Source organism: Candidatus Vagococcus giribetii (genome assembly GCF_017316185.1).
Lineage (GTDB): Bacteria > Bacillota > Bacilli > Lactobacillales > Vagococcaceae > Vagococcus > Vagococcus giribetii.
The window spans coordinates 36856-49398 of record NZ_JAFLVX010000002.1 but is presented as its reverse complement, the minus strand read 5'-3'; the positions used below and the strand labels follow the sequence as shown (position 1 = coordinate 49398).

13 protein-coding genes are annotated in these 12543 nt (G+C 32.5%); 1 reads left to right on the top strand and 12 read right to left on the bottom strand.

Annotated elements, in window-relative coordinates:
- Nucleotides 1-56 precede the first annotated feature (56 nt).
- The 10 genes from DOK76_RS00305 to DOK76_RS00260 all read right to left on the bottom strand — a co-directional run bounded on the left by DOK76_RS00305 (nt 57) and on the right by DOK76_RS00260 (nt 8368).
- A complete protein-coding gene (locus tag DOK76_RS00305) occupies nt 57-248 on the bottom strand; it encodes a hypothetical protein (protein WP_206964081.1) in 192 nt (63 codons plus the stop codon).
- Nucleotides 248-943 carry an ABC transporter ATP-binding protein gene (locus DOK76_RS00300; RefSeq protein ID WP_206964080.1) on the bottom strand — a complete coding sequence of 232 codons (696 nt, stop codon included), beginning with the start codon at nt 941-943 and terminating at the stop codon, nt 248-250. Before DOK76_RS00300 ends, DOK76_RS00305 begins: the two co-directional genes overlap by 1 nt.
- Nucleotides 944-956: 13 nt before the next feature.
- Nucleotides 957-1415, bottom strand: a complete 459-nt coding sequence (locus DOK76_RS00295) for a hypothetical protein (RefSeq protein ID WP_206964079.1) — start codon at nt 1413-1415, stop codon at nt 957-959.
- 14 nt (nt 1416-1429) lie between these two features.
- Nucleotides 1430-2623 (bottom strand): ABC transporter permease, encoded by a 1194-nt coding sequence (locus DOK76_RS00290; RefSeq protein WP_206964078.1) that lies wholly within the window; start codon nt 2621-2623, stop codon nt 1430-1432.
- A 4-nt stretch (nt 2624-2627) separates the two neighbouring features.
- Entirely contained in the window at nt 2628-3449 is an 822-nt protein-coding gene (locus DOK76_RS00285; RefSeq protein WP_206964077.1) for a biotin/lipoyl-containing protein, read from the bottom strand.
- Nucleotides 3450-3677: 228 nt separating this feature from the next.
- Nucleotides 3678-4796, bottom strand: a complete 1119-nt coding sequence (locus DOK76_RS00280; protein WP_206964076.1) for a sensor histidine kinase — start codon at nt 4794-4796, stop codon at nt 3678-3680.
- Entirely contained in the window at nt 4793-5473 is a 681-nt protein-coding gene (locus DOK76_RS00275) for a response regulator transcription factor (RefSeq protein WP_206964075.1), read from the bottom strand. The genes DOK76_RS00280 and DOK76_RS00275 overlap by 4 nt, the downstream gene beginning before the upstream one ends.
- Before the next feature lie 114 nt (nt 5474-5587).
- Nucleotides 5588-5797, bottom strand: coding sequence for a hypothetical protein (locus tag DOK76_RS00270; protein ID WP_242542139.1), 210 nt, complete (start codon nt 5795-5797; stop codon nt 5588-5590).
- A 369-nt stretch (nt 5798-6166) separates the two neighbouring features.
- A complete protein-coding gene (locus DOK76_RS00265; protein WP_206964074.1) occupies nt 6167-7447 on the bottom strand; it encodes a PTS sugar transporter subunit IIC in 1281 nt (426 codons plus the stop codon).
- A 21-nt stretch (nt 7448-7468) separates the two neighbouring features.
- Nucleotides 7469-8368: a DUF7916 family protein gene (locus tag DOK76_RS00260; RefSeq protein WP_206964073.1), complete on the bottom strand. Its 900-nt coding sequence runs from the start codon at nt 8366-8368 to the stop codon at nt 7469-7471.
- A 209-nt stretch (nt 8369-8577) separates the two neighbouring features.
- On the opposite strand from DOK76_RS00260, the gene DOK76_RS00255 reads away from it, so the two are divergent.
- Nucleotides 8578-9759, top strand: a complete 1182-nt coding sequence (locus DOK76_RS00255; RefSeq protein ID WP_206964072.1) for an ROK family protein — start codon at nt 8578-8580, stop codon at nt 9757-9759.
- Nucleotides 9760-9910: 151 nt separating this feature from the next.
- On the opposite strand, the gene DOK76_RS00250 is transcribed toward DOK76_RS00255, so the two are convergent.
- Complete coding sequence (locus tag DOK76_RS00250; RefSeq protein ID WP_206964071.1) at nt 9911-10999, bottom strand: DUF871 domain-containing protein; 1089 nt, start codon at nt 10997-10999, stop codon at nt 9911-9913.
- Nucleotides 11000-11013: 14 nt separating this feature from the next.
- The gene (locus DOK76_RS00245; protein ID WP_206964069.1) at nt 11014-12411 is read right to left on the bottom strand and encodes a PTS sugar transporter subunit IIC; all 1398 of its coding nucleotides are present in this window, start codon (nt 12409-12411) and stop codon (nt 11014-11016) included.
- Nucleotides 12412-12543: the final 132 nt, after the last annotated feature.

Genomic DNA, 12543 nt, shown 5'->3' with positions numbered 1-12543 from the left:
CCCCCTTTCTTAAATAGACATTAATCCTGATAGGTAGCCTATCATTTTTTAATTCTTTAATTGAAACAAACTATTACTGCTACAATTATCAAACAAATTATACCTGATATGAGTTGGCCTATCCCTGATGCTTGTCCTGATAAAATTAATTGTAATAAATTATCATCAGATTTATTTGCTGTCATTCTAATTCCTCCAACAATTATTAACATACTTCCAAGTATAATTAGTATTAGTTGCGGTCCCATTATATCTCCTCTTCTCTATCTTCTTTTAGTATACCATCAGATAATCTTAAAATTCTGTTAGCATGTTTTGCAACATGTTCGTCATGAGTAATCATTAATATCGTGTTTCCCATTTTATTTAATTGATCAAACAAAAATAAAATGTCATCTCCTGTTTTTGAATCCAATGCACCTGTCGGCTCATCAGCCAAAAGTAATTTTGGCTTAGTAATCAAAGCTCTAGCAATTGAAACTCGTTGTTGTTGACCACCTGATAACTCACTAGGCTTATGTTTAATCCGATCAGTCAGTCCTACCAAATCAATGATATTTAAAGCCTCTTTGGTTGCCTCTGCTCTACTATCTCCTCTAATTAACAAAGGTAAAATGATGTTCTGAAGGACGTTATACTGTGGGATTAAATGATAATTTTGAAAAATAAAGCCAATTTTTTCATTTCTAATCTGAGTCAATTCTTTATCTTTACATCTATTAATTAGTTTCTCCTCTAATAAGTAAGTACCTCTATCCAATGTATCCATACAGCCAATAATATTCATTAATGTTGATTTTCCCGATCCAGAGGCACCCAATATAGCCACGTAGTCTCCTTCGTCCAAAGAAAATGAAATATCTTTTAGGACAGGATAATTATCACTTCCAATAGTAAAAGACTTATTTATTTTTTCCAATATAACGATCTTTTCGTTCTTCATTTTACCTACCTCTTTAATCTAATAATGTAATTTTTAAAATTTTTCCCTTTTTATCCTTATCAATTGCTACTAAACTTCCTTTTTTAATTCCATTTATCCCTACGTCTTTCCCTTGACTACTTATTTCTAAACCAGCATCAATCTTTATTTCTGTTGTTTTATCAGAGTACTCCAACTGACTTTCAAGACCTGCTCCTTCAGCTGCAGTAGCGGCTTCTGTCATGACACCGGCATCCATGCCACCTGTATCAGATTCTTTTTGCTGTTCTTCTTCTTTTAAAGTTCCCATTTTTAATGATACTTCATTACCATTTACATCTAATACTTTCCCATACTCTGTTTGAATATCTTCATAAACTAATTCTTCTGTTGATTGCTTTGTTTCTTGTTCTTTAACTTCCTTATTTTTTGTTTGGCAACCTGTCATTATCATCAAACTACTCAATCCTACTACTATCAATTTTTTATTCATTTTATTCTTCCTTTCTAATCTTGTGTTAATGCTTCTATTGGTTTTAACTTAGAGGCTTTATAGGCAGGATAAAAGCCAAATATTGTTGCTGTTAATACAGCAAATAAAAAGGCAACTACCTTTCCTTCCCATGTAGCAAATGTAGGAATGTTACTTTTTTCAAGAATTGGAATTGCGACAAAACTAAGAATGACACCTATAGATCCACCAAAAATACCAATTCCAATAGATTCTAGTAAAAATAGGAATAAAATATCTTTTCTTGTTGTTCCTATTGCTTTTAATATACCGATCTCTTTTGTTCTTTCCTTAACTGATACAAAAAGAACGTTCATGATGCCAATTCCACCTACTAAAAAAACAATGATAGACATTGATAAAAGTAACACTTTCATTGTAGTAGCTGATGCCATGGCTGCTTCTATTCGACTGCCAGCGTCTTCTACTTCATACACACTACTATCATCAAAAACATAATCTAAGCTACTTTGAATTCTTTGTTTTGCCTTTTCTAAATCTTTTTGATTATTAGCTAAGGCCACTGCTTGTGGAAAGGATTCTGCACTTAATAATTTCTCCTTTTGAGCTGTTTCATAAGGAATAAACAGCGTATCATCTGGACTAACACCTTGTAATCCCTCTGACGTTTTCTTTAAAACACCGATTACTTCATACAAATTTCCATTCATTTGAACTTTCCCTGTTAAAGCTTTTTCAGGCGTTTTAAATAATTTTTCTGCCATAGAATAACCAATTACTAGAACTTTTTTTTCTGATTGATAATCATCATCTGAAAAATCTCTTCCAACTTCTATTTGATAATTTGAAACATCTGAATAACCAGAGGACACAGCTGTAATCATTTGATTTTCTTTTTTCCCTTGAACTGATACATCACTATTAAATAGGCTTCTCAGATAAATATCTTTAATATAAGGATTTTCCTCCTTAATTAACTCAATTTCATTTAATCCCATTTTCGGCTCATCTTTTTTAGGTTGAGCTATTGGTTGATAGTTGACATAAATTGTTTCAGCTGACATATTTTTAAATTGGTCAGCTATCTGTTTTTCTCCACCTTGACCAATAGCAATCACTAGAACAATTGTTAATGTTCCTATGATAATACCTAGTGAGGTTAATAGTACTTTGTATTTATTTTGAATTAAATTAATGAGTATCATTCGAATTGTTTCAACTAACTTCATTTAATCATCCCTTCACTACGACAATATCACCCTCTTTTAATCCTTCTATAACTTCGCTAACTGCCCCATCAGAAAAGCCCGTTTTAATTGTAACTTTTTTGATTTCACCATCTTTGTCTCGGATTAAAACTTGTTGATTACCATCTTTGTATTCGATTCCTTTATTAGAAACTGTTAAAACATTCTCCACATTTTTTTTGATAAATTTTGCTGAAGCTGTCATACCTGACAAAAGTTTTGTATCCGTTTCAGCTAACTTAACAGTTACCTCATAACCAACTGCACCTGATACATCTTTTGGTAATTGATTTATCTCTGTTACAACGCCCTCTATGTCATTCTCACTTTCAGCCATAAAATTCAATAAAACCTTTTGATCTAAAACAACATTATTTATTTCTTCTTGAGATACCATTATTTTAGTATATTTTTTATCATAATTACCTATAGTTACAATTGGTTTTTTATATTGAATCTCTTTCTTAGCTTCAGCTTCTAATTTAACAACCACTCCATCGCTATCTGCTTCAATAATATTACCATTTGAATCTTTTAATATTGCTTGTCCTTTTTTAACTTCTTGTCCTTCTTTCACATACACCTCACTCACCATCATCCAATAGTCTCTCGTGTATGTTTCTTCGATTAAGTTCAACTTGCCTGTTCCATCAAAGTAAGACATAATATTACCTTTTGTTACTGGGTATTCTCTCCATAAAATGTCTTCTTTATCTTCTACTTTCACTTGCGTGTAAAAATAATAACCTCCTCCTCCAATCGCCAATAAACATATTAGAAGAACTGTTATACGTTTTAATTTTTTCATGTGATACCTCCTATCATTCTACTTGCCTTTACTCTAACATTCTCTTTGTTAGATTATTGTTAGGAAATAAAAAATAGAATAGGGCAAAAGTCGTTTTCTCCATTACTCATGGGAGCAGACGTTTTATCCCCTAACTATTACATATTATTCGTATAAATAAGAAAGAGGATGACTTTTGGGTCATCCTCTCATTCATAAATAAGCAGTATTACAATCTCTGATTGATGATTAGATAATAATTCTAAAAACATTATACTTCTTATCTTCTTCATCAATTTCTAATTTGAATTCATGGACCTCTAAGATAGACTGAACAATAGCTAGCCCCAGTCCAGACCCCGTATATTGTCTAGACCACGATTGGTCCACTCGGTAAAAGGGATCAGTGATAAACGCTTTGTGTTTTAGGTCAATCAATTCTCCTTCATTTTTAATTTCAATTAGTAACTGTTCTTGTTCTTTTCTGGTGATTAATCTGATTTCGCCCTGTTTTTTGTTATATTTATAAGCATTATCCACTAAATTATAAATAGCCCTATATAACAAATCAATGTTTCCTGAAACAATTGGCTCTATTAATTCAATAAAGACATGAACTTCTTTATCTTTATAGACATATCCAAGTTCTTCAACAATATCTTGAAATAATAGATCAAGGTGTATCTCTTCTTTTTCTAATTCATTTATCTGATTAACATTTGTTATTAACAATAAGTCATTAACTAAATGATCTAACCTATCAATAGTATTTAATTGAACCTGATAGCTATCTTTAATTCTTTGATCTAAAGACTCACTAGCCAAATCAAGTGTTTGAATAGTCGTTTTCATAATACTTAAGGGAGTTTTAAACTCATGAGCTGCACTAGCTGCAAATCTTTTTTGTCTCCCATAGGCATCTTCTATTCGATTTAACATATGATTAATACTTTCTGTCATATCAGATATTTCTGGCGGTACATTTTCTTTGCTTAATCGGACAGACAGATTTTCTTCATCAATTTCTTCAATTTCTTGACTCAAACTTTTTATAGGTTGGATAGCTTGTCCAGAAATAATATACACTAAGACCATTCCTGTCACCACTGAAAACACACAAAATAGTATACTATTTGTGTCAAAAGAGTGTTTAGCTTCTTCAATTGACTTGGCTGGTAATGATGTTGCTGCTATTGAAGGGTCATTAGGTGTTACTTCTTCTATGGGATATAAATTTTCAAGTGGCTCTATTAATTTTGTCCCATTCGATATCGAGAAAAAAGTAATGGCTAGTGCAACTGCTGTAAGAATAACCCCTGTTAATAACGTTATCCGCCATTGCAATGATATTTTTTCAAACCACTTCATTTATCTGACTCCTCATCTATAATGTATCCTTGCCCTCTTATTGTGCGAACTACTTCAACATCAAAAGATTCCATAATTTTTTTCTTTAAACTTGATACATGATAACGTAATGCACTGGAAAATGGATTCACATCATCATTCCAAACGTGATTTATTATTTCTTCTGCACTAATAACATTTCCCTTATTAAATACTAAATACTCTAATATACCGTATTCTTTTCTGGTTAAAAGTAATTCTTTATTATTTTTTTTTACAACTTTTTTATTGGTATCTAAAATTAACTCACCAAATGTGATTAATGTTGGGCGTTGAACAAATTCTCTCTGGACTAAGTTGCGAATTCGTACGAGCAATTCCCCAAAATCAAAAGGTTTTACAAGATAATCATCCGCCCCTTCTTCTAATCCTCTGATGCGTTCTTCAACAGTTACCCGTGCGGATAGTATAATAATTTTGGTGTTTTCTGAATATGTTTTTATAAATTTCAACACATCTAGTCCATCTACTTTAGGTAAGTTTAAGTCTAATATGACTAAGTCGTATTGATTTATTTCTAGTTGAAACAGGGCATCCTCCCCATCTAAGCTACAATCAACTGCATACCCTTCCTTTTCCAAACCTCCCTTTAAACTATTAGATAATTCAACTTCATCCTCAACAATAAGTAATCTCATAACCTCACCCCAGTATACTTGTTTTCTTTATTGTAGATTACTTTAACAGTGAGTTAAAGTAAAACAACACCTATTTTAAAGAATATCTTTAAAATAAGTGTTGTTCAAAAAATTCTATTTATTTTGCATATATAAGACAACAAAGCCAATAATAAACATGATAATGCCTGAAACAAACTGACCAATACCTGATGCTTGTCCTGTTAATAAAAGTTGTATTAGATTATTGTTACTTTTATTTTGTCCAAAATCTTTCTTCATTCGATAAAATCCCCAACCTGCTAATAATAAACCAAATCCCCATAAAAAAATACTTACCATCATTTCACATCACCCTATCTTTTTAGTATGGAAATAATATACCTTTTTTCAATCTCAAAAAAATCAGTCTTCAGAATGAGTTTTATCTAATCAATTTTATTAATATAATTTTTTATTGGGCTAATCTTTGAGTATCCTCCTTTTCCAATAAACACTATTTTTTAACCCCTGTTCATTTAAAGGTTATCTTTTAACATGCACTTCATTTGTCAATATCACTCTATTTGAACATAAAACACACCATTATTATTTTCTCGTTATAACTGAATATGTTTAATATGACTTTATAATGCGCCTCTAAACAATCAATGATTTTCAAAAAATAAAAAAATCTAGTTTACCCCATACAAGTAAACTAGATTCATATGTTTTCTATAATTCACCTAGCTCTTCTTCTTTAAAACGTTTCTCAACCATTAAAAAGAATGGTAGATATAACAAGATGTCCAAAATAATTAATACCACTTGAAGACCTGATCCTCTTAGGCTTCCTGTAGTCAAAAAGCCACTAATAATTGGTGGCATTGTCCAAGTAGCAACAGTTCTTGTTAATGGTACTAGCCCTGAGGCCATAGATAAATAGGTGACTACAACATTAACAATTGGCGCTAACACAAATGGAATCAATAACATCACATTAAGGACAACTGGCAATCCAAACATCGTTGGTTCATTGATATTAAAAAGTCCTGGAACAACAGTCACTGGCGCAAGTACCTTCGTTTGTTTACTCGTTTTTTTCTTACGAGCTAAGTAACCTAATACAAGCACTAAACCGATTGTCGCGCCACCACCACCGATGTACACAAAATTATCCATAAAAGCAATTGTAAAGATATGTGGTAAACTTTCTCCGGCTTGGTACGCTGCTCGGTTAGCATCTAAGTTGGCAATCCAAACTGGCTGCATTACTGAATTCACTACATTTCCTCCATGAATCCCAATAAACCAGAACATACTATTTAGAGCAACAACGATAATCGTTCCAAACACATTACTTCCTAGTAAGCCAAGTGGTCCACCTAATACAACTTGAGCCACATCATGTAAATTAGGTAGTGACATAGCATCTAACACACCAAAAATAATTAACCAAGCAGTAATTAAAACCGCTCCAGGAATAATAGCACTGAAACTTCTTGAAACAGCTGGTGGCACCGTGTCAGGTAGTTTAATTTGAATGTCACGATTAATAAACCATTGGTACACATAACCGTTAATTAATCCTAAAATAATAGCAACGAATAAACCTTTAGCAGCCATGTATCCTGTGGGCATTCCTGCACCTGCATCACTAATAACAAATGGTGTCACAGTAATAAATGTTGATAATGACACAATACCTGATGAAACACCATCTACACCGTATTGTTTTGTTAAACTATATGCGATACCAAAACTAGCAACTAATCCAATCAAACCAAAACTGCTGTCCACACCTTTCCATAGATAGCCAGACACACCAACTTTACCTAACCAATCTTCCCAACCTGGAATAGGAAAGCTAGCAATCACCATAAATAGTGAGCCAATAATAATCAGTGGCATGGTTAACGTAATACCATCACGAATAGCCACTAAAAATTTATTGCTACTTAACTTACCAGCAACAGGTAACATCTTTTCTTCTAAAAACACATTAATCTTTTTCATGTGTAATCCTCCCATTTTTGTTTAACGATTAACAGATCTGGCAATCATTGAGGCAGTATGTCGCATACCGCGAATTGCTTTACTCATAGCGAAAATATTTTCAACTGGGGCTAAACCTGCATATCCAGCGTCTCCAATATGCTGAATATCAACACCACAAATTTTATTTTGAATAGCAATTTGCTTAATTGTATCTGTATCAGAACTCTCTTGACTTGTTCCAATAGCACTTAGAACTAATGCATTTTTCTCATGAGCATGTTTGACAATTAGTTTTAGATCATTACTATCAAACCCTGGTACTGTGCCGACAGCTGGTACCAAAATAACATCTGCTCCTGCTTCAATAAACGCCTCCACTGTTGCTTCATCAATGATTTTTTCTGTAGCTCCGGCGCCATGCATTTTACCAGCAATTATTAAGCCTGAAAAATGTTTTTTCGCGATTTTTATGGTCTCTATTATCTTTTTATTACTGACACCGCTTCCAGGATTTCCAGTGAAGCAAACAAAATCAAGACCTAATTTTTCAATCTCTTTAATCGTATTCAAACTAGCTTGACGGCCTTCTGCAATCTCTAAACGTGTTTCAGCCATTTTAGTTGTCTCATCCACTGGTTCTAAATTAACTCCTACGGGACGACCTACTAATTGATGCAGTGTTTCTACGAAAGTTTTATCTGATGACGGCAAGCCGTTAATAACAGGATTTAACACATCAATGCCATTTAATAAAATCAAATCAGCTCCAAAAGCTTTTGCTAACTCTGCATTTGTAATGTCATCAATAAAAGCCTCTCTAAAGACAACATTTTCAGACATAATCACTCGACCTTCACTTGCACTAATACTTTGTTTTAGTTCTTGCGAAGACATATTCAGTATATCTGACGCATTCGAACTAATTAATCTTTTTACCATAACTTCACCCTCCTGATTAATTACAAAAAAGAATCAATTAGATTTAAAATAATATAAAAATACGTAATTTGATTCTTTTTTATTATTAAATTCATAATAAATAATTTTTTATTATTTGTCAATCGATAAATATGACTTATCCACCTAAAGTTGTTTATAAAAAATAATCAATATGCTATACTAATTTTATTACTAGTGGAGGAATTCTGATGAAATTAACTAAAATACAACGCGATAGACTTATCAAAGTCTTAACCATCATTTATACTCAATCTCCTATCTCGCGAATTGACATTTCAAAACAAACAGGTATCACACCTGCAACCGTTAGTGAAATCACTGGAGAGTTGATTAATGAAGGACTCATCCAAGAAATCGGTGAAAAAAATGACACACATATTAAATCAGGCAGAAAAAAAATACTGCTCACCATTTCTAGCCAGCATAGTTATTATATTGGGATAGAGCTTTCTGAAAAATTCTTTTCCTTTGTTGTTTGTGACAATAAAGGAACTACTTTTGAAAAGGAAGTTATCTTTGCTAGAAACTTTGAAGATGGCTTAACAACTGATATTTTTTATGATGCTTGTAAAACATTTGTGACTAACAATAAAACGTATCAACCTAAAGCAATCGGCATGGCATTACCTGGGCATTTTTCTGAATCTAAACAAGGTATCCAAACAAACAACCCATTCTGGGAACATTTTATTTTTGATCAGTTACCAGAATATTTTGATGGACCGATCTTTTTTAGTAATAATGTTGAGTGTCTAGCTATTTCTGAAAGACTTTATAACAATAGCCCTACAGATGATAATTACTCTATACTTCATGTGGGACGCGGTATGTTCTGCTCTAGTATTTATGAGGGTAAATTATATGGACTCACGAATGTCATCATTGGGGAAGTTGGCCACATGATTGTCCATCCTGATGGGGAATTATGTGAATGCGGTAAGCGTGGTTGTTTACAAACATACGCTAGTGAAGCTTGGATTATTAAGAAATCTCAAATTTTATATGACAACTCTGAAACTACTTATTTAAGGCAACTTTGTACAAATAGAGATAAATTATCTATTGAAACCATACTAAAAGCCTTTCAATTAGGAGATGAGGGTGTGATGAACATTCTTTCTAATGCTATTAAATACCTAGCTATTACCCTAAATAACTTAGGTATGATCATTGATTCTAGGCGAATCATCATTCACGGACAGTTATTTGATGAACCTCAACTATTCAAGTTGCTACAAGAGCATATTGATAAAAATAAAACACTGCTAAGTACTGAGAAGAAACAAGTGGTCACCTTAAAGCCTTATCAAGAAATTAACGGCGCTGTTGCTGCTACTGGGCTATGTGTTGATCGAATGTATTTGAACTAGTTTGAACATATTTAGTTAAAAAGAATACCCAAAATCAACATCTGATTTTGGGCATTCTTATTTTTTTAGGTTATATAATTGGGGAGATGGATAGAGAAATTGTTAAATCTTTAAATTAGTTTGAGTATTTTTATTTACCATCATAAAATAACTACTGATTTTGTTTAAATTTAAATTTACTCCATGGATGAATATATTTTAATAACATTATTTCATCTTTTGAGATCTTTCCAACCAAATTTTTTCTTGAATCTTCATGTGGTTCTAACACTACTTGTAATTCATTTTTGTATTTACCAAAATCATTATTACCTATTACAATATCTCCAACTTCAAAACGAGCCTCTTTTTGATTAGATGGATTATCGTTATTTTGATATTTTACTCGAACTTGTGTTGATCTGATTACTTGAGAAGTGATATCTCCACGTCGATAATGTTGTTCTTCAATAATATTCTTTTCTAATTCGGAATGCTCTCCAATAGAATCATATAAAAATTCAACTTGATTGCGATTAACTTGAGCCATTTCTTCTAACTCTTTATCAGTGGCATATCCATTTCCTATAATAACAACGTCAATTAAGTCAGTTGCAAATAAGTGTTTAACTTGACTAGTTAAAGGCATATTACGATGTTCTTCTAATGTTGGTAAACCGTCATTAATATCCCAAGGGCCTTGATTTCCATTTGAACACGTTACAAAAGCCGCTGTTTTTAGTCCTTTGCTTTTAAAACGCTGACTACATTCTACAAAGAAGTCAAAAGGAAGTCCTGTATTTTTTTGTGGGTAAAAATTATGACAACCGTAGATTGCTGAAGCATTTGGTTTATATGTAAAAATATTATCTAAATAAGCAACATTATTACTCATGTTTAATTCGATGATTAAATCATGTTCATTGAAAGTCATCAAAGATTCTTTAAACCCATCAAAACCTACATCTAATCTAACACCGTGTGCTTCAAGTTCAGCGAAAAAAGATAGATCATCGTAAGAAATACCAAGATCATCAAAAATATTGGGAGCGACATCTAGAATAACCTCAAATCCCTTGTCTCGGCTATAAGATATTAATTCCTTAAATTTTCTTTTGACTGTCTCTTTTCCTTCACTAACTTCTAGCATACTAATGAACATTCTTGTGTAACCTAATTTAGCAGCTTTTTCAATATAAATGCGGTCCTCTTCATTATTACTTGCATCTGGATAGATAGATATACCTATTTCACGTTTCATTAATTACGTACTCCTTAAGAATTATTGTTATTGATAGCGTCTTTACCTGCTGCTATCACAAATGGTGCCCAAATAAATATTGATATACCGATATTTACTAAAGATAAAACAATCGATCTCCAGTCACCAGCAGTTGCTAAAAAGCCACTTAATACTGGGGGCATCACCCAAGGAACTGTCACAACTACTGGATCAACGAAGCCCCAAATAGTTGCAAAATAAGATATTGTTGCCGTTACTAAAGGAGCGACAATAAATGGAATCATATAAAGAGGATTTAATACGACTGGTAAACCAAACATGATAGGTTCATTAATATTAAACAATCCTGGAGCTAATCCTAACTTAGCAACCGTACGTTGTTCAGATCTTTTTGAAAAAATCAATAAGGCAATAATTAACGCCAACGTTACACCTGCTCCACCAGGCCATACAAACACATCAAATGATGCTGCAGACCATTTGTAAGGAATGTCAGCGCCACTTTGAAACGCATTTGTGTTTTCAACCATTGCTACTCCGTATAATGATTGGAAAACAGCTCCCATAATATTAGTTCCGTGTAAACCAAAGACCCAAAGAACATGAACTAATAAAGTGATAATTAAAACGGCAAAGAATCCTTGTGACATATTTATTAATGGTGCTTGAATAGCACTTGCTATCCAATCAATCATATTTTGTGAAGTTAGTTTTTCGAATAAATAATAAATTAATCCACTGGCATATAATGCAACTGTTCCTGGAATAATCCCTGCAAATGCTTTAGAAACAGCTGGTGGAACAGATTCTGGTAATTTAATGATTATATTACGTTTCAATAGAAACGCATAAATTAATACTGAAATAAAACTGAAAATCATAGCTGTAAACAATCCAGTACCACCAAAGTACTGACCAAAATTAAAATAACCCCATGCGCTAGACTCTAGCTTAGTTACACCATCTACAGTGTTGACAACACCACCTGCATCAACAATTAGATTAGAAACATTTTTTGGTAATCCTTCCGCTAAATCTAAAGAAATTTTAGCCATTTGAGGAATTCCCATTACAAAAGAAGATAAAGAAACAAACATCCCTCCTAGTGGATTCACCTCATAAGCTTTAGCTAATTGATAACCTAATGAAGCAGAAAAAACAAGTGCCATAATTGCTAAAGAACCTGTCCAAATCAAGCCATTAATAGCAATCAAAGGTTCAAAGAATGTTGTTATCCCATTTCCAACTCCCAAGTATTGATTAGGAATATCTCTAGTGAAGGCATTTAATAACACAGCTATTGCTCCTGCCATTGTAATTGGCATCATTGTAATAAATGCGTCCCTTATGGCCAGTAAATGCTTTTCATTCCCTATCTTTGTAGCTACAGGTAAAAGATGTTTTTCTATAAACTCCGTTACTTTATTCATTTTCATCCTCCTAAAAAATTATTACTTCCAACAAATTAAATATTATGCGTTTTCATAACGAAATTCAACGCTACTAATCGTCAACTAGACTAGTATAGATTGTAAAAAATTGGTACTATAATAATAAATAAA

Coding starts and splice junctions, on each gene's coding strand:
- DOK76_RS00260 (WP_206964073.1), bottom strand. CDS start 8,368: ATGGTAAAAAGATTAATTAGTTCGAATGCGTCAGATATACTGAATATG.
- DOK76_RS00280 (WP_206964076.1), bottom strand. CDS start 4,796: ATGAAGTGGTTTGAAAAAATATCATTGCAATGGCGGATAACGTTATTA.
- DOK76_RS00300 (WP_206964080.1), bottom strand. CDS start 943: ATGAAGAACGAAAAGATCGTTATATTGGAAAAAATAAATAAGTCTTTT.
- DOK76_RS00250 (WP_206964071.1), bottom strand. CDS start 10,999: ATGAAACGTGAAATAGGTATATCTATCTATCCAGATGCAAGTAATAAT.
- DOK76_RS00295 (WP_206964079.1), bottom strand. CDS start 1,415: ATGAATAAAAAATTGATAGTAGTAGGATTGAGTAGTTTGATGATAATG.
- DOK76_RS00275 (WP_206964075.1), bottom strand. CDS start 5,473: ATGAGATTACTTATTGTTGAGGATGAAGTTGAATTATCTAATAGTTTA.
- DOK76_RS00270 (WP_242542139.1), bottom strand. CDS start 5,797: ATGATGGTAAGTATTTTTTTATGGGGATTTGGTTTATTATTAGCAGGT.
- DOK76_RS00245 (WP_206964069.1), bottom strand. CDS start 12,411: ATGAATAAAGTAACGGAGTTTATAGAAAAACATCTTTTACCTGTAGCT.
- DOK76_RS00290 (WP_206964078.1), bottom strand. CDS start 2,623: ATGAAGTTAGTTGAAACAATTCGAATGATACTCATTAATTTAATTCAA.
- DOK76_RS00255 (WP_206964072.1), top strand. CDS start 8,578: ATGAAATTAACTAAAATACAACGCGATAGACTTATCAAAGTCTTAACC.
- DOK76_RS00285 (WP_206964077.1), bottom strand. CDS start 3,449: ATGAAAAAATTAAAACGTATAACAGTTCTTCTAATATGTTTATTGGCG.
- DOK76_RS00265 (WP_206964074.1), bottom strand. CDS start 7,447: ATGAAAAAGATTAATGTGTTTTTAGAAGAAAAGATGTTACCTGTTGCT.
- DOK76_RS00305 (WP_206964081.1), bottom strand. CDS start 248: ATGGGACCGCAACTAATACTAATTATACTTGGAAGTATGTTAATAATT.